At 70.4% G+C, this 16773-nt stretch carries 18 protein-coding genes; 9 read left to right on the plus strand and 9 right to left on the minus strand.

What is annotated here, in order from left to right:
* Window positions 1-432: 432 nt before the first annotated feature.
* Window positions 433-1587 (minus strand): extracellular solute-binding protein, encoded by a 1155-nt coding sequence (locus FSYMDG_RS20070; protein ID WP_237702873.1) that lies wholly within the window; start codon window positions 1585-1587, stop codon window positions 433-435.
* Window positions 1588-1884: 297 nt separating this feature from the next.
* Here FSYMDG_RS20070 and FSYMDG_RS28865 point away from each other — a divergent pair, with 297 nt between their 5' ends.
* The 5 genes from FSYMDG_RS28865 (at window position 1885) to FSYMDG_RS20095 (ending at window position 6867) form a co-directional block, all read left to right on the plus strand.
* Window positions 1885-2097 carry a hypothetical protein gene (locus tag FSYMDG_RS28865; RefSeq protein WP_043604086.1) on the plus strand — a complete coding sequence of 71 codons (213 nt, stop codon included), beginning with the start codon at window positions 1885-1887 and terminating at the stop codon, window positions 2095-2097.
* Between the two features lie 534 nt (window positions 2098-2631).
* The gene (locus tag FSYMDG_RS20080) at window positions 2632-3870 is read left to right on the plus strand and encodes a DUF349 domain-containing protein (RefSeq protein WP_050803596.1); all 1239 of its coding nucleotides are present in this window, start codon (window positions 2632-2634) and stop codon (window positions 3868-3870) included.
* Between the two features lie 491 nt (window positions 3871-4361).
* On the plus strand, window positions 4362-5165 hold the full coding sequence (locus FSYMDG_RS29435; RefSeq protein WP_013875222.1) for a helix-turn-helix domain-containing protein: 804 nt from the start codon (window positions 4362-4364) through the stop codon (window positions 5163-5165).
* Between the two features lie 89 nt (window positions 5166-5254).
* A complete protein-coding gene (locus tag FSYMDG_RS20090; protein WP_013875223.1) occupies window positions 5255-5746 on the plus strand; it encodes a hypothetical protein in 492 nt (163 codons plus the stop codon).
* Between the two features lie 167 nt (window positions 5747-5913).
* A complete protein-coding gene (locus FSYMDG_RS20095; protein WP_013875224.1) occupies window positions 5914-6867 on the plus strand; it encodes an aldo/keto reductase in 954 nt (317 codons plus the stop codon).
* Between the two features lie 20 nt (window positions 6868-6887).
* On the opposite strand, the gene FSYMDG_RS20100 is transcribed toward FSYMDG_RS20095, so the two are convergent.
* The gene (locus FSYMDG_RS20100) at window positions 6888-7838 is read right to left on the minus strand and encodes a hypothetical protein (RefSeq protein ID WP_043604095.1); all 951 of its coding nucleotides are present in this window, start codon (window positions 7836-7838) and stop codon (window positions 6888-6890) included.
* 527 nt (window positions 7839-8365) lie between these two features.
* Between FSYMDG_RS20100 and mshA the strand changes: the two genes are divergently transcribed.
* Together mshA and FSYMDG_RS20110 are read left to right on the plus strand one after the other, a co-directional pair.
* Window positions 8366-9604, plus strand: a complete 1239-nt coding sequence (mshA, locus tag FSYMDG_RS20105; protein ID WP_237703163.1) for a D-inositol-3-phosphate glycosyltransferase — start codon at window positions 8366-8368, stop codon at window positions 9602-9604.
* A 106-nt stretch (window positions 9605-9710) separates the two neighbouring features.
* Window positions 9711-10202 (plus strand): YbjN domain-containing protein, encoded by a 492-nt coding sequence (locus tag FSYMDG_RS20110; RefSeq protein WP_013875227.1) that lies wholly within the window; start codon window positions 9711-9713, stop codon window positions 10200-10202.
* A gap of 138 nt (window positions 10203-10340) precedes the next feature.
* Here the strand turns inward: FSYMDG_RS20110 and FSYMDG_RS20115 are convergent, their stop codons facing one another.
* Window positions 10341-10877: an FABP family protein gene (locus tag FSYMDG_RS20115; RefSeq protein WP_013875228.1), complete on the minus strand. Its 537-nt coding sequence runs from the start codon at window positions 10875-10877 to the stop codon at window positions 10341-10343.
* 383 nt (window positions 10878-11260) lie between these two features.
* On the opposite strand from FSYMDG_RS20115, the gene FSYMDG_RS20120 reads away from it, so the two are divergent.
* The gene (locus FSYMDG_RS20120; protein ID WP_013875230.1) at window positions 11261-11623 is read left to right on the plus strand and encodes a DsrE family protein; all 363 of its coding nucleotides are present in this window, start codon (window positions 11261-11263) and stop codon (window positions 11621-11623) included.
* Between the two features lie 314 nt (window positions 11624-11937).
* The gene (locus FSYMDG_RS20125; RefSeq protein WP_013875231.1) at window positions 11938-12162 is read left to right on the plus strand and encodes a hypothetical protein; all 225 of its coding nucleotides are present in this window, start codon (window positions 11938-11940) and stop codon (window positions 12160-12162) included.
* 158 nt (window positions 12163-12320) lie between these two features.
* On the opposite strand, the gene FSYMDG_RS20130 is transcribed toward FSYMDG_RS20125, so the two are convergent.
* From FSYMDG_RS20130 to FSYMDG_RS20155, 6 genes are all read right to left on the minus strand, one after another.
* On the minus strand, window positions 12321-12620 hold the full coding sequence (locus FSYMDG_RS20130) for a DUF1416 domain-containing protein (protein ID WP_013875232.1): 300 nt from the start codon (window positions 12618-12620) through the stop codon (window positions 12321-12323).
* Window positions 12621-12624: 4 nt separating this feature from the next.
* Window positions 12625-13458: a sulfurtransferase gene (locus tag FSYMDG_RS20135; RefSeq protein WP_013875233.1), complete on the minus strand. Its 834-nt coding sequence runs from the start codon at window positions 13456-13458 to the stop codon at window positions 12625-12627.
* Entirely contained in the window at window positions 13455-13868 is a 414-nt protein-coding gene (locus tag FSYMDG_RS20140) for a DUF4395 domain-containing protein (RefSeq protein ID WP_013875234.1), read from the minus strand. The genes FSYMDG_RS20135 and FSYMDG_RS20140 overlap by 4 nt, the downstream gene beginning before the upstream one ends.
* Before the next feature lie 169 nt (window positions 13869-14037).
* On the minus strand, window positions 14038-14763 hold the full coding sequence (locus tag FSYMDG_RS24945) for a thioredoxin family protein (protein ID WP_237702876.1): 726 nt from the start codon (window positions 14761-14763) through the stop codon (window positions 14038-14040).
* A 139-nt stretch (window positions 14764-14902) separates the two neighbouring features.
* The gene (locus tag FSYMDG_RS20150; protein WP_043604100.1) at window positions 14903-16072 is read right to left on the minus strand and encodes a hypothetical protein; all 1170 of its coding nucleotides are present in this window, start codon (window positions 16070-16072) and stop codon (window positions 14903-14905) included.
* A 247-nt stretch (window positions 16073-16319) separates the two neighbouring features.
* On the minus strand, window positions 16320-16574 hold the full coding sequence (locus tag FSYMDG_RS20155) for a MoaD/ThiS family protein (RefSeq protein WP_013875237.1): 255 nt from the start codon (window positions 16572-16574) through the stop codon (window positions 16320-16322).
* Window positions 16575-16773 lie beyond the last annotated feature (199 nt).

Genomic DNA, 16773 nt, shown 5'->3' on the forward strand with positions numbered 1-16773 from the left:
ATCTTCGCGACACAGTGACAAACAGGAAGCGATGCGTGCGCAAAAGGCCACAGGAGGACAACAGCACGCACCGTTTAACACCGATTGCACGCGTGCTCACGCGATGGCCGCGAATGCACCGCACAAAATCCCGCACAGGTCATTGACTGCTCATCCACTTGCTGTTCAGCAAGATCCTGCCATCATGCTACCGCCGGTCGCGCGCCCCACAAGAGGCCGTACCACAGCGAGATCACACGGAGCGTCCCAAGCCGCCTACTCTCCGCTTTCAATTTTGTAAAAAAATTTAATGAATACAGAAAGAAATAGAACTGTGAACAGAACGGGAGCGAAGCGGCGGCAAAGGCGAGCGCCCCCGACGAACAACGGCCTCACGGCGGCCGCAGACCGAGCGACCACCGACCCGATGATCACCGGCCAGGTGATCGATGATCACATAAGGAACGCCTCCGCCTGCTTCTGCAGTTCGGTCAGCGTGGTCGTCGGATTCGCGCCCATCATGATCCTCGCGACCGCCTCGGACGCGAGGACAGGCACCTCACCGCCGCGCGGCCCGGACCAGTACGGCGCGCGGACGATCGAATCGATCAGCGCGTTGAAGGGCACGACCTGCGGATACCGCTGGTACAACGACACCAGCCGGTTCGCGGCCTCGATGTCGACCGGCAGATAGCTCAGCGTCGTCACCCCGGCGGCCACCATGTCCGGCGCGAGCATCGCCATCATCAGCTCGGTGGCCATCTCGTACTGGCAACGGTCGGTGGCCAGCATCACGAGACCGTTCCCGCTGGCCACCGGATGCTGCGTTCCACCCGGCAGGACGGGAAGCGGCGCCACGCCGAGCGGGAACGCGCCCTTGCCCTGGCGTTCGATGGTCTGCAGCCCCGGCACCACCGAGCTGATGCTCGCGCCCACGATCGCGGACTTCCGGTTGAGGGCGAAGCGGACCATGGCGTCGGCCGGCGTGTTCGACTGGGGCCCATAACCGCCCACCCTGGCCAGGAAGCTCGCGGTGTCACGCGCCGCGGCGCTGGTGAAGTCCGGCTGCCCCACGGCGTTCTGGATGCTCGCGCCCTTCGACCCCGCGATGGTGTTGAAGAACCACTGCCCGAACTGGTCCGAAGTCGGCAGGTCGACCGGCTGGACGCCGGGCAGGGCCTGTTTGATCTTTTCGGCGGCGGCAAGCAGACCGGTGGTGTCCTTCAGCGACCTCGGGTCCACCCCGGCCTGGGCGAGCATGTCGGCGTTGTAGAGCAGGACGGGCACGGAGACCTGCTGCGGGACGACGAACAGCTGCCTGCCCCCCACCGTGCCCAGCGTGGCGAACCGCTGGTCGTAGGAGGCGCGCAGCGACCGCGGCGACACCTCCTGGGCGTCGAGCCGTTCGACGAAGGTGGCCAGCAGGTCGAGCCCGGCCACCGCGAGGTCCGTGCTGCGCCCGGCGGCCGCGTCGGCGCCGATCTGCTGGACGATCTGGGAATAGCTGGTCGCGGCGGACGTGATGTCGACGGTCAGGCCGGGATGGGCCTTTTCCATGTGCGCCCTGGCCGCCTTCGCGGTGTCGGCGAGCGGGCCACTGACGATCATCCGCAGCGTCCTGACCCTCATGGCGCACTGGAGCGACGCCGTGGCCCCGTTCGCGTCGGTCACGGCCACGGCGGCCCGGCGGACGGAGGCCGGCCGTCGGCGACGAGCCGCCGGAACCGCCCACCCCACACGCGGCGATCGTGCATACGGCGGCGACGGCGACGAACCGTGTCGCCCGCGGAATCCGGTTCAATTTTCTTCCTTTCAGGCTTTCACGCCCCGACGCCGCCGGTTCTGACACTGGTGCCGAGGCCGGTACCGCCGATGACTCCGGCGGCCGGCCGACAGCGGACCGGAATGAGCACGGTCGATTTCGCGATACTCGGCGCGGCCGGTGGCCGGGAGGCGGGAATCGACAACGGAAATGCGGCTCGCGGGCCCGTGGGCCGCCGGGCCGCCCGCGTCGCAGGGGCCGCGGCGGCCGCCGGGCCGGCCCGGCACCGGGCGCCGTCGCGGGCACACGCCCCGGGCACCGGCACCGCCGTCGGCCGCACGGAACACCGCGCATGACAACGCCTGGAAGGCTCGCCGGCCGCCGGCCGCCCAGGGGCGCGACCGCCGGCAGGCGCTCCTGCCGGCGTCCCCGGGCGGGTCTCATCTGCTCGGTACACGGCTGGAATCCTGGCGGTCAGAAGAACATCTGTGTACGACCGGGGCATGTCACCGCGGCCACACGCGTGACGGCCCGCTCAGAAAAACCGTGGTTGACACGGGATTTCCGGCCAGCAGCCTGCTGTCGTATTTCCGACAATGTTGGGGAACGCACATCGGAAATCCGCCGGCCGCGATTCCGTCCGGGGTGCGACTTCCGCCGTGGAAGCGTTCCGCCCGCCATCGAAGCGGCGCTGGAAACAGCGCGGTGGGCGCGGTGGGCACGCGCCACGGCCCGGCACCGGGGACGGGCACCGGGGCGACCGGAGAGGACCCGGTCGTCCGGCGCCCCCACCAGGACGATGCCCGACGCCCGGCCCCGACGCCCGCCAGCGCCTCCTCGGCTTGCCGGCGGCCAGCAGAATGTGCCCCATCCGCGCGATCCCTGTAAGAATGGCACCTGACCTGACGCCGATCTTCGGGACCACGATGAGCGAGCGCAACAGCTCCGAATGGGGGCGTGTCGGCGACGACGGCACCGTGTACGTACGCACGACCGCGGGTGAGCGCCCCGTCGGCTCCTGGCGGGCAGGCTCCCCGGCGGAGGGCTTTGCCCACTTCGCCCGGCGCTACGACGATCTGGCCGCCGAAGTCGCGCTGCTGGAACAGCGGTTGACCGTCCCCAGCGCCGACCTGACGGGTCTTGCCGCGAGCGCGCGGCGGCTGCTGGCCTCCCTCGGCACCGCGGCGGTGGTCGGTGATCTGGACGCGCTCACCGGACGCCTGGGATCGGTGCTGGACGCGGTCGGCGAACGTACCGCGCAGCGAGAGGCCGAGCGCGCCCAGCGGGCCGCCGCCGCGGTGGAGGCGAAGGAGGCGCTCGTCGCCGAGAGCGAGCGCCTCGCCCGCAGCTCCGACTGGAAGGCCGTCGGAGAGCGGTTCCGTTCGATCGCCGTCGACTTCCGGGCGATCACGGGGGTGGACCGCCGCACCGACGCCGACCTGTGGAAGCGGGTCACCACCGCGCGCGAGGAGTTCAACCAGCGCCGGACCGCTCACTTCGCCGCGCTCGACCAGCAGCGAGCCCAGTCCAGGCAGCGCAAGGAAGCGATCGTGACCGAGGCCGAGGCGCTCGTCGACTCCACCGAATGGTCGGCCACGAGCGCCCAGTACCGAACGCTGATGAACCAGTGGAAGTCGGCCGGGCGTGCGCCCAGGGACGTCGAGGACGCGCTGTGGGCCCGTTTCCGCGCCGCGCAGGACACCTTCTTCACCCGGCGCAACGCCGCCAACGCCGAGCGGGACGCGCATCTGCGGGTGAGCCAGGCCGCCAAGGAGCAACTGCTCGCCGAGGCTGCCGCGCTCGACCTCGCCCGGCCCGACCAGGCACTGCGCAGGCTGCGACAGATCGAGGAACAGTGGGACCTCATCGGGAAGGTGCCTCGGGACGCCGTCAGCGACCTCGAACGACGGCTGTCCGCAGTCAGTGACCGCATCCGGTCCGCGTCCGATGCCCGGTGGCGCCGGCAGGAGTCCGTCGAGTCCCCGTTCGTGGTGACGCTGCGGGAGTCGGTCGCCAAACTGGAGGCGCGGCTGGAACGTGCTCGAGCTCACGGACGCACGGACGAGGTGGCCGAGACCGAGTCGGCGCTAGCAACACAGCGCGAGTGGCTAGCACATGCGACCCGCTGACCAGCGGGACCGGCAGGCAACCGACTGACCACCACCGGCCGGCTGCCGATCAGCAGCTCCGATCAACAACTCGCTGATGCATGACCATACGGATTATTTTGACTACCTTCAGTGATTGAAGTATGGCTAAACGAAGCGTTTCGTAACGATTTATACATATATGCATACTCATAGTGTTCGCCGCGTTTAGCGCATCTGCAACATCGTTAATACAGCGAATACACATTGAATTTCCGCGTGCGCGTATCCGTACGCGACGGACGCACAGAAACCGCCAGGGTCGGCCCGGACGAAGGCGTCCCAAGCATTCCAGGATGCTTGCCAAACGCTTGCCACAGCTAGCATCTGGACGTACGCTGCGAACCATCGGTTCAGCGACACAGCGGGTCCCGTGACCGTGCGCATGGCTCACCCGGTGAAGCCCATCCGGCAAACATGATCCACCCAGCGCACCGGCGCATACCCCCAAGGAGAGGAGGCCGACACTGAACGTGCCGCCCCTGAACGTACGCGATCTCGGAGACTTCATCCGGGACCAGCGCAAGGCCGCACATATCTCGGTTCGTCAGCTCGCCCGGCAGGCCGGCGTCAGCAATCCCTATCTGAGTCAGATCGAGCGCGGCCTGCGCAAGCCGTCCGCGGAGATTCTGCAACAGATCGCCAAGGCGCTCCGGATCTCCGCGGAAGTGCTGTACGTGCAGGCCGGCATTCTCGACGAACGGGCGTCGGACAGCGATGTGACCGCGGCGGTTCTCGCCGACTCGACGCTCACCGAACGGCAGAAGCAGGTCATCGTCGAGATCTACGACGCGTTCCGGAAGGAGAACGCCGTATACGGGCTGACCGGCCGCCCCGCCCTGCCGGACGGCCTGCGGCAGGGCATATCAGCCTCCCCGCCCGCGTCAGCCTCCCCGCCCGCGACGAAGACGGCCCTCACCGGCTCCGCGTCCACCGGCTCCACCGCGCCCACCAGCCCCGCGTCGGCTACCGCGACCACGGCCACCGAGGCAAAGCCGGCTGGCGCCACCCGTCGGGCCACCGGGGCCACCCGAGCGGCGGCCACGCCCACCCCGCGCGCACCCGGCGCCTCCGACGCCGCCCCGAAGCGGACAACGGCGACCCGACGGCCACGTACGACAGCGGCCACCGGCGGTACCGGCAAGGCCGACGGGGGCAGTGGGGATGCTGCCCCGAAGGCCGGCCGAGCCACCGGCCGAGCCACCCGCACCACCGCGGCTACCAACGGAGCCGCCGCACACGAGCCGCCGGACGACACCTCGTCATCAACAAAATAACAACGAAACAACATTCGACAGGCGTGTCACAGTCACAGATCGAGCCACCAACTGAGCCACAAAACTGAGCCACAAAACTGGAGGTAGCAATGGCCACCATCCGAACCAGCGCCGACAAGTCGGGCGACACCGTCGAGGCCTCGGCCGACGTCAAGATCCCGCTGTCGGAGGTCCGCAAGCCCCTGTACGCCTATGTGGGTGCCGCGGACGCCGCGGTGGAGAAGATCCGGAGCATCCCCACCGTCTACGCCGACGAGATCAAGAAGTTCTCCAGCCGGGTCAACGGCCTCTCCGTCCACGCCCAGCGGCTTCCGGCCAACGTGCAGACCGCTGTCACCTCCCTGCCCACGTCGGTGAGTTCCCAGCTTTCCGACCTGCAGGGACGCGCAAGCTCGCTCTACAGCAACTTCGCCGACCGCGGTGAGAAGCGCGTTGCCCGTATCCGCCAGAACCCGACGACCGAGGAGGCCGTGACCCGGACTCGCAACGTGGTCAGCCGGGCCCGGGCGGTGCGCTCCTCGGCCACGACGAAGTCCGCGGACAGCGCCGAGAAGAAGAGCGGCACCGCGCAGTCCGACTGACCGAACGGCCTGGGCGCAGGCCTGGCCGTTCGGTCTCACGACGGCGACTTCGCCGCCACTCGAAAAGAACAACCAGACACCACCGACCCAGTCCTGTGATCATGACCTGCGGAGAATCCTGGTACCTGGCGCCCGGGGTTCATGGTATGTCGTGTTGTACTGATGATATGAGATATCGCCCACTGGGATCTTCCGGCCTACTGGTATCTGTCGTCGGTCTCGGCTGCAACAACTTCGGCTCGCGGGTCGACCTCGAGGGCACCCGGGCCGTCGTCACGGCCGCGCTCGACAACGGCATCACCCTGTTCGACACAGCGGACACATATGGCAACAAGGGTGGTTCGGAGACCCTGCTCGGCCATATCCTGCGGACCCGGCGCGACGAGGTGGTTCTCGCCACCAAGTTCGGCAACGACATGGGTGGGGTGTATGGGCCCGACTTCAACGCCCGCGCCTCGCGCCGGTACATCCGTAAAGCCGTGGAAGGATCGCTGCGCCGGCTGCAGACCGACTACATAGATCTTTTCCAGCTGCACAGCCCGGACGCGTTCACCCCGATCGAGGAGACGCTGGCCGCTCTCGACGAGATAGTGCGCGAGGGCAAGGTGCGCTACGTGGGTTCGTCGAATCTCGCGGCCTGGCAGGTCGCCGACGCCGAATGGACCGCGCGCGCCTCCAGCACGACCCGCTTCATCTCGGCCCAGAACCACTACAACCTGCTGGAGCGTGGCATCGAGGCCGAACTCGTCCCGGCCGCGCAAAAGTACGGCATCGGCATTCTGCCGTACTTCCCCCTCGCGAACGGCATCCTCACCGGCAAGTACTTCCGGGACGAGCAGCCCCCGCCTGGCACCCGGCTGGCCGGCCGCCAGGACGAACTCACCGACGAGGTCTTCGACCAGGTCGAAGCCCTGGAAACCTTTGGCCGGGAACGCGGCCGCTCGCTGCTGGACGTGGCGATCGGTGGCCTGGCCGCGCAGCCCGCGGTCGCGTCCGTGATCGCCGGGGCGACGACGGCGGAGCAGGTCCGGGCGAACGTCGCGGCCAGCGAGTGGCAGCCGCGCGCCGACGACCTCGCCGTCCTCGACAAGATCGCGCCGTCCCGGCGGCCGGGCGCCTGAGCGGCGGGCCGTCCCGGACCTTACCCGTCGTGTCCGCCCCTGCCGCCGGGGGCGGTGACGGTGATGTCCGCGTCCGCCCGTACCGGCGGCCAGGCGAAGGTGACCTCGCCCAGCCGCCATCGCGGACGGGTGCCCCGCACGGGCCACCCGTCCGCCCGCAGGGACTCGACCGCGGCTGTCCAGCGCTGCCGCGGCCCGAACACGGCCCGCGGCGCGCCGCGCCGCCAGGCGTCGTCGAACGCGGCCAGCAGCGTGTGCACGTCCTCGCCGGGAACGTTGTGGGCGATCAACGACTTGGGCAGCCGCTCGGCCAGCTCAGACGGACGCGCGAGGCTCGGCAGGTGCGCGGCCAGGGTGAGCGTGCGGCCCTGGTGCCGCGGCCGCGGCCGCGGCGTCCCGACAGGTCCGCCGGGCGCCCCGGGCACTTCCGACGGCGCCTCGGGCGGGCGGTCGACGGCGAACCAGCAGGCACGCCGGCCGATCTCGTCGCAGGTGCCCTCGACCAGCAGGCCGCCGGGCGCGATGCGCTCGAGCATCGCCGCCCAGGCCGGGGCGACAGCCGCCTCCTCGTACTGGCGCAGCACGTTCATCGCGCGGACCAGCACCGGGCGCAGCCCAGCGAGTTCGAAGCCGCCACGGGCGAAAACCAGCCCCGGCGGACGCGCGGCCGGGGCCGCCGCGGCGACCCGATCCCGGTCGATCTCCAGGCCAACGACCCGGACGTCGGGCCGCAGGCGGCTCAGCCGCTGGTAGAGCTCCACCGTGGTGACCGGCGACGAGCCGTATCCGAGGTCGACGACAAGCGGGCTGGCGGCGGCGCGTAACCGGGCCGCCTGTGTCCCGACGATCCAACGATCGACCCGGCGCAGGCGGTTGGGAGCGGTCGTCCCACGGGTGGCGAGCCCCAGCGTTCTGGCGCGGCCCGCGGCCAGCCGCGGCTCGCGGCGGCGGGCGGGGGAGGTACCTGACACGCATCCACGATCGCAGAACCGGCCCGGCCGCCTCTCCCCGCGGGCATCCGTGCCCTCCGCGGGCATCGTGCCCCGAGCGGCGCCGATCCGCGCGATCGACGATCCGCCTCGGAGGGCTCTGGCGGCCGGCCGTATCAGGCGTTCCCGGTTCGATGTCCAGGGCCGGAGGCAGAAAAACAGGTGAATCTCACCTGTCACCCAATCGCCGGTTCGCCGCGCCACTGGCAGGATGAATCCGGGTGCCCGCCGGGAAAGAGCCCATAACGGAACGTAATGGCGGATGTCGGCAGGACAGGGCCGGCGGATCCGGATGGTGGCATCCGGTGACGGGCCGCGACCGCGGTTACCCAGCGCGGTCGGCAGGCAGGCGCGGGCGCGGCCAGCCGGATCCGGGGCAGCCGGCGCCGGGCATGCGGCCCTTGGATCGGTTGTTCGCAGGATCGGGCCATCCAGTGGTCGGTGAGCCCGGATCGGTGTGGAGGTGGTTGGTGCGTCGGGTCCGGTCGGGCTTCCCTCGTCGGGTCGCCATGCTGTCGATGCACACGTCGCCGCTGGAGCAGCCGGGTACCGGCGATGCCGGCGGCATGAACGTTTACGTGGTGGAGCTGTCCCGACAGCTGGCCCTGCTCGGCACCGAAGTGGAGATCTTCACCCGGGCCACCAGCAGCAGGATGCCGCCGAAGGTCGCCCTCGCGCCGGGGGTCATGGTGCGCCATGTCGCCGCCGGGCCGTTCGAGGACGTCGGCCGGGAGGACCTGCCCACCTGGCTGTGCGCCTTCACCGCGGCCGTGCTGCGGGTCGAGGCCGCGCACGAACCCGGCTGGTTCGACGTCATCCACTCGCACTACTGGCTTTCCGGCCAGGTCGGGCTCGCGGTCGCGCGCAGATGGGCCGTCCCGCTGGTACACACCGCCCACACGCTGGCGAAGGTGAAGAACAGCGCGCTCGCCGACGGCGACCGCCCTGATCCACCGCACCGCATCGCCGGCGAGCAGGACGTCGTCGACGGCTCGAACCGACTGATCGCGTCCACCGAGGACGAGCGGCGCCACCTGGTCGATCTCTACGGTGCTGCCCCCGAACTGGTCGACGTGGTGGCACCCGGCGTCGACCTGGAGGTGTTCCGCCCCGGGGACGTGGCGGCGGCCCGCGGCCGCGTCGGTGTCCTGCCGGACGCGCTGGTGCTGTTGTTCGTGGGGCGTATCCAGCCGCTGAAGGCGCCCGACATGCTGCTGCACGCCACCGCGCACCTGCTGGCGCGTGAACCGGCGCTGCGTGACCGCCTGCTCGTCGCGGTGGTCGGCGGTCCCAGCGGGTCCGGCCTGGACCGTCCGGACGCGCTGGTGAAGCTCGCGGCCGAGCTCGGCATCTCCGACATCGTCCGGTTACAGCCGCCGGTGCCACAGTCGGAACTCGCCGACTGGTACCGGGCCGCGAACCTGGTCGTGGTGCCCAGCCACAGCGAGAGTTTCGGCCTGGTCGCGCTGGAGGCCCAGGCCTGCGGGACACCGGTCGTCGCGGCCGCGGTCGGCGGGCTGCGGACGGCGGTCCAGCACGACATCTCCGGCATCCTGGTGGCGGAGCGCGACCCGGCCGCCTACGCCGACGCCCTGGCCCAGGTGATCGGCCAGCCGTGCCGGCGCCGGCGCCTGGCCGCCGGGGCGGTCGCGCGGGCGGCGGAGTTCGGCTGGTCCGCGACAGCACGCGGCGTTCTCACCGGTTACCGTAACGCTGCGACACCGGTTACCGTCCCGGCAACGGCCTGACGCCCGCGCGTCCGGCCGCCGTCGGCCGCGGCCTGGAAAGTCTCCGGTGGCCACGGCAGTGATCCAGCCGTCCGACCCATGAGGATCATGGTGGAGGTGGGAACCGGTGTCAGTACCTGTCGACAGTGCCGAACGGGCACGCCTCGACCGCCTGATCGACGACGCCCTGACGGAGTTGGGCCTGCCCTACGAACGGGTGAGCGAGGGATCGTTCCTCGCCACCCTGGAGGGCGAGCACCGGCTGAGGACGATGACCTGGCTGGTGGTAGGGGACCACACGCTGCTCATCGAGGCGTTCTTCATGCGCAGGCCCGCCGAGAACGAGGCGGGCACATACGCTTTCCTGCTCGGGCGCAACGCGAAGACCTACGGTGTGCACTTCTCGGTGGATCTCGCCGGCGACGTCTACCTCACCGGCCAGCTTCCGCTGGCGGCGGTCACCGCCGACGAGATCGACCGAGTGCTCGGATGCACCCGCACCTATTCGGACGAGAACTTCGATCCGGCGGTCGCTCTCGGGTTCGCCGGCGCCATCGCGCGGGAGAAGGCCTGGCGCGCCCGGGTCGCCGCCGAAAACGGCTCCCGGATGCGCGCCTGAGCCGGCCCCGGCAGCTGGCTGGCGGCCCGGGCCAGGCCCGGCCGCTGACCGGCTCGGCCAGGCCAGCCGGGGCAGCCGCGGCCGAGCCGGTCAGCGCCGAGCTGGAACCGGTCGGACACGCCGAGCGGACCAAGAAGGCTACGGTCGGTCAGCAGCCGATACCCGCTGGAGCCGGGCGGACAGGTGTGACTGCAACGGCTTGCCCTCGGCCGCCATGTCGATGGCATAGGCAAGATCACCTTCGACGAGGCCGTACAGCCGTTGGGAGCGGTCCACCCGACGCGCGGTGGCGGTCCGGATCACGACGTTGGAACGCAGTTCCACCCGCGTCCCGACGACGTCCCCGACGTAGATCTCGCTGATCCCGAAGGGATGGGCGAGCATGACCTCGACCGTGGGCGGCCCGTCGCCCTCCCCGGGCTGCACCCGCCAGAAACCGGTCTCGGTCGCCAGCGGGCTGCCCTCGCTGCGCCCGTCCCGGGGCTCACTGATCCACCAGGTATGGGACGTGTAGGACAGGGCGGGACGCCCGGTGCCGAAAAAGACGACCTCCTGGCCGTAACGGAAGGCGTCCATCCCCTCGTAGCCGCCGACGCCCTCGCCCCGCCAGGTGCCCAGCAGGAAGGCGATCGGCAGCAGGCTCGGGTGCAGGTCGACCACCGGCCCGGGCCGCACGGTCACGTCCACACGCCAGCGGTGCGCACGGGTACGGGTGCGGGTACGGCCGGGACGCTCAACGCTGGCCCGAGTACAGCTTGTACACCGCGTAGACGGAGAACCACCCGATGAGCACCGCTACAAGGATCAACAAAGCGGTGAAAAATATTTCCAGCACGGGACCAGCTTAGCCTTGACCGCCCTCTTCCCGCCCCGCTGGCGGTAGCTGTGTGACATCGGCCAAGCCGTCCGGCCCCTGCGAAGCCGGACCTTCCGGCGCCGGGCGCGGGGCCCTGCGACGGCGGGCGCCGGGCCCTGCCAGGGCAACCGCGCTCTGCCAGGGCAACCGTACGGGCCGGGCCGGACAACCGGTACGGACCGCCCGGTGCAGACTGACAGCCATGACAGCTTCACTGGTCATCAAGGCCACCGCGGGTGCGGACGCGCCGGAGCGGTGCTCACAGGCGTTCACGGTCGCCGCGGTAGGGCTCGCAAGCGGCGCGGACGTCTCCCTGTGGCTCACCGGCGAGTCGGCCTGGTTCGCTCTGCCCGGGCGTGCCGCCGAGTTCGCGCTGCCCGAGTCGACCCCGCTGACCGAACTGCTGGACGCCATCCTGTCCGGCGGGCGCGTGACGCTGTGCACCCAGTGCGCGGCACGACGGGCCATCGGCCCCGACGACGTGCTCCCCGGGATACGCATCGCCGGCGCGGCGGTCTTCGTCTCCGAGGTGCTCGCCGACGGGGCGCGGGCTCTCGTCTACTGACGGCCGTCCGCCGCCGATGGCCGTACCCACCAGCCGCGGGACGGCCCCAGCCTGGAGACGGCCACCGACGGCAGGCAACGGCCCGCCCGCGGGCGACGGCCGTCACGGCGGGCGGCCATTCGGTCCGTTCCGTGTTCCTCGGCTGTCCCACGGGACACCCGAGGAACACCCGAGGAACTGTGAGTAGCCAGTCAACAGGACTGTAGGTGGTGTCGTACGCAAGCTCCGCAACCGCTCCTGCAACAGCAGACCACGCACGGCACACGATGCGGCTCCTTCACGGCGCCGAGAGGATGCGGTTTGGTGGTTGTGTGATGCACGAACCCGAGGTTCTGTACGCAGTTGTCCAGTTCGACGGCACCGCGCAGCGGACAGTCCGGCGCGTCGTCGCACCATTTCCGGACCGGAGCTCCGCCGCGCTGTTCGCGACCGACAACGACCTGCACAACTACACCGTCGGCCCGATGTCGTTTGCCGTGCCCACTCGGGTGGCACCCGCGTACCACGGTGTTCCCGCGCCCCGGGCCGGCAGTTCCTGAGCCCCACGAAATCCGCCCCGCGTCGGGACAGCCCCCACAAAACACGAAGATGGGCCTTTTCAGGATGCCCGGAAGTTCTCCGGACTCCCGAAAAGGCCCACCTGGGACGGACCGGAACTATCCGGCCCGGTCCCGGGATCCCCGTCTCAAGGGGCTCCCTATGCCGCGACCTCGATCTCGGCGTCGACGGGCTCGCCCTGGCGGGCGACGACCTTCCGCTCGCCGGACGCGCCCGGGACGAGCGCCCGGACGGTCCACGAGCCCGGCCGGGCGAAGAAACGGAACTGCCCGGTCGCCGACAGCGGAACCTCGGCGGTGAAGTCGCCACCCTCGTCGAGCAGGCGGGCATAACCTGAAGCGACCGGCGAACCGTCCTTCAGTACGACGCCCTGGATGACAGTTTCCTTTGCCACGTCAATTCCTTCCAGCGAGGGTCCGCCACGGGTCGCGCCACACATGGTCCTATGCGTCCTTCTCGATCGGGACGCCGACCAGTGAACCGTACTCGGTCCAGGAGCCGTCGTAGTTCTTGACGTTCGGCAGGTCCAGCAGCTCGTGCAGGGCGAACCAGGTGTGGGCCGAGCGCTCGCCGATGCGGCAGTAGGCAATGGTGTCCTGGCTCAGGTCCACCCCGGCCTCCGCATACAGGGCGGTCAGCTCCTCGTTCGACTTGAAGGTGCCGTCCTCGTTCGCGGCCTTCGCCCAGGGGATGTTCTTCGCGGTGGGGATGTGCCCGGCGCGCTGCGACTGCTCCTGAGGAAGGTGGGCCGGGGCGAGCAGCCGGCCGGCGAACTCGTCGGGCGAACGGACGTCGACAAGGTTCCTCGAGCCGATCGCGGAGACGACCTCGTCCCGGAAGGCCCGAATGTCGGTGCGGGCGTCCTTGGCGACGTACTGGGTCGCCGGCCGGTTCGGGAGTTCCTCGGTCAGCTCACGGCTGTCGAGCTCCCACTTCTTCCGGCCACCGTCGAGCAGCCGGACCTCGGCGTGCCCGTAGAGCTTGAAATACCAGTAGGCGTAGGCGGCGAACCAGTTGTTGTTGCCGCCGTAGAGAACGACGGTCTCATCGTTCGAGATGCCCTTGCTGGACAGCAGCTTCTCGAACTGCTCCTTGTTGACGAAGTCACGGATCACCGGGTCCTGCAGCTCTGACTTCCAGTCGAGCCGGACCGCGCCGCGGATGTGCCCCTTGTCGTATGCGGAGACATCCTCGTCGACCTCGACCAGGACAACCTTGGGATCGTTCAGATGTGCCTCGACCCAGGCGGCATCGACAAGCGCGTTGGCGCGACTCATGCTTGCGCTCCTTTCACAGAACGTATGGCGAGATATATCTGGCAACCGAGGCAAAAACCGATCGTGGCATTCAGGAACGCCGCGACAAACGCGAACGCCGTGGCCACGTACCCCAACGCGGGGACGTCGGCGAGAAAGCCGACCGTACCCAGCACGCCGAACACCGCCCCGACCGCCTGCGCGAAACGCGGTGGCTGGTCGTCCTCCAACTCGGCCGGCGGCCCCAGCCGAGGCTGAACCAGCGTCCGGTACAGCACCCCGTACGGAGCACGACGGACGCCGATCACCGCACCTGTCAGAAATACCACGGTCTGCGCGAGGAGCAACCAGCCATTCGCGGTCAGCAACACGACCGTGAGGACGACGCTGGTGACAGCCGCGCTGAACCTGGGACCTCTTGGGTCGACCACGAGCTCATCTCCTGACGGGCAGGCCCGCCGACGGCGGACGGCATCAACGCACGGTTCAGGAAAATGGACACAGCGAGCTACGCACACGGCACAGATCGACCGTGCGGCGCCGGACGAGCTCGGTGGAGAACATAACCCCCTGACCGTAGCAGCGAACATGACGGATGTGTTATTGATCCGACGGCCAATCGGGTCGATCGGACATATCGATCATGGTATTGTCCGGCGCCGCCCCCGGATCCCGCCCGCGCGACCCACCAACCGCCAGCTCCAGCGCCGCGAGAACAGCCGCTCGCCCTGGTGGGGCACCACTGGCCCGGCAGACCTCACGGGCCCGCGAGTCAAGGACCAGGACGGTCGGAGTGCGCCGGATCCGCAGCCGTCTGACCAGTTCAAGATGGGATTCGGCATCGACCTCCACATGCCGCACGCCCGGGACGCTGCCGGCGACGTCCGCGAGAATCCGCCGGGTCGCCCGGCAGGGCGCGCAGAACGCGGTGGAGAACTGCACCAGCGTGACCCGCGTCCCGGGAGTCACCCCGAGCGCGACGAGTTCGGCGTCCACCGCGGGCAGCGGACCTGCATCGTCCGGACCTGCATCGTCCGGACCTGCATCGTCGAGACGAGTCCCGTCATGGTGGACCGGCGCTTCGTCGCCGTCCGTCACCTTGTTTTTCCCATTGTTGTTTTTCCCGCCGCTGCCGTCGCTCACGTCGTTACCGACCGGCCGGGCCGAAGCAGCCCCGGTGGCATCCGCCGCGGCCCTGCCGGGCACCACCGCAGGCGCCGGCGGGCCCGGACGGGCCACCCGGAACCGCCCGTCCCGCAGCCGGACGAGCACCGCCAACCCGACGGCACATCCAACAGCGGCCGCCAGCACCCACAAACCGGTCACACCACTGACCAGCGCCCCCGCCCACCCACATCTTCCCGCCACCCACACTCCCCCAGCCCGCTTACCCCAACACCGGCTGGGCTGTTTCACCGCGGTCCGGATCGTTTCGGCGCGGTCTGGGCTGCGCGTCGGGTGTCGGTCATCCCAGCAGCAGGTGGCCCACCGCATACACGAACGCGGCGGCCGCAGCCAGCGGGAGGATCGCTACCAGCGGCCATCCGGCGGGGTGGCCGTCATGGTGGGGCGCCTGCCCGGGGACGCCGGCGGGCACCGCCGCGCCGCCTGGCCCGGCCACCGGCTCGGTGCAGATCCCGGTAGCCGCGCGGGCGACGGCACGGTCGGCGACAACCGCCGCCACAGCAGCGGCAGCCGCGATCAGCGCCGCCTCCCAGGCGGCCGAATCGTCCGCGAACCCGCCGAGGAGAGCACCCGCGCCGATACCCGCGGCAAGCCCGACGGCTGGCACGACAGCCAGTGCGACGGCCGGCCCGCCGGCCCGCCGGCCAGGGCGAACGCTGCCCCGCCCGGCGGGTCCCACCGTTCCCACGGGTCCGGCGAACGCCCCCGCGCGCAGCCTCACGGCACACAGCCGTGTGACGAGCACGGCCGTACCCGCGCCCAGCAGACCGGCGGCCAGCACCGTGGGGCCGACCACCCGGCCGTCCGGCGCCCGGATGGCGGCCACGTTCAGACAGCCGGCCAGCAGAGCGACCAGGACCACCCCGCTCAGGCCCGCGGCCATGTCGACCGTGACCGTCGCCGACCGTCCCGCGGGGGAACCGTGACGGCGAGCAGCGGCCCGCGGCCTTCCCGCCCCGAGCAGCCGCCTGACCGGCGCCACGGAAAGAACATGATCACTCCACTGCCGGGCCCGGGCCACCGCGGGCAGCCCGGCCCGCGGCGGAGCGCCGGCGGCCTCCGCCCGCCCGCGCCGTCTGGCCAACTGGACGAGGATGACCGCCACCACGGCGGGACCGATGACCCCGGCCAGGTTCCCGATCCCGTCGGAATCGGTCAGCGCGGCGGTGGCGTCCGCGGCCAGCGCCGCCACCAGCACGATCGCGAGGGTCCCGGTCGACGCTCCGAGCGCACGCACCCAGGCCCGGCCGAGCAGGACCCCTTCGACAGCGATGACGGCGGCGAGCGGAAGCCGCCCCACGGACGCGGCGAGCACCGGTACGACAGCGGCGACGGCGACGCAGAGGCCGACGAGGGCCGTGCGGAGGCCGTCCGGTCGCCGCGGGGGGCTGTCCGCCGACGTGCCGGCCGGCTTCGTCCTGAGGGCCGTCCTGCCTCCGCGGGCGCACACGCCCCCATGTTCCCACGGCTGCTGTGGACGGCCGTGGACGACAGCGACGAACCGGGTGAAACACCCAGGGGACGCCCGGACGGGTGTCACCGCCACACTCCGACGTCGGCCGGAGCAGTCCTCGGCTCCTCGTGGCTCCTCGTGGCTCCTCGCGACTCCCCGTGGCTCCCCGTGGCTCCCCGTGGCTCCTCGTGGCCGTGGCCATCCCGATGCCGCACCGAGCGGGGCGGCATCGGGGCAGGACGGCTCACCCGCCGGCGAACGGCGGCAGCACCTCCACGACAGCGCCGTCCGTGAGCGTCACATCGGCATGGTCACGGTGACCGACCGGCAGGTCGTCCACCAGGAACGCGCAGCGGGTCAGCAGTTCCGCGAGGGTGCCCGGGTGGTGTTTCGCCACGGTTGCCAGCAGGTGGGCAAGGGTCTCGGCGTCCTGCCGCTCCTCGGGCACGCCGGCCGCGTGCCGGGCAGCGGCCCAGTAGCGGACCGTCACGCGGGCCATCGACCCATCCTCCCGCTGTTGTCCACCCCGGCATCCTCGACCTCCCGAGGGACGTCGTGGTCACCGAGAGCGCGTCCGATCCAGGGCCGGCCAGGGTCGCGCTGGCCGGCCGCGAGCGTGTCGACGCAACGCCCGAGGGGGTCGGCACCGACCTCTAGCGGGAGCTAGTCACGAAATCCGGAAAAGCCACGAGCGGCGA

The sequence above is a fragment of the Candidatus Protofrankia datiscae genome, from assembly GCF_000177615.2.
GTDB lineage: Bacteria > Actinomycetota > Actinomycetes > Frankiales > Frankiaceae > Protofrankia > Protofrankia coriariae.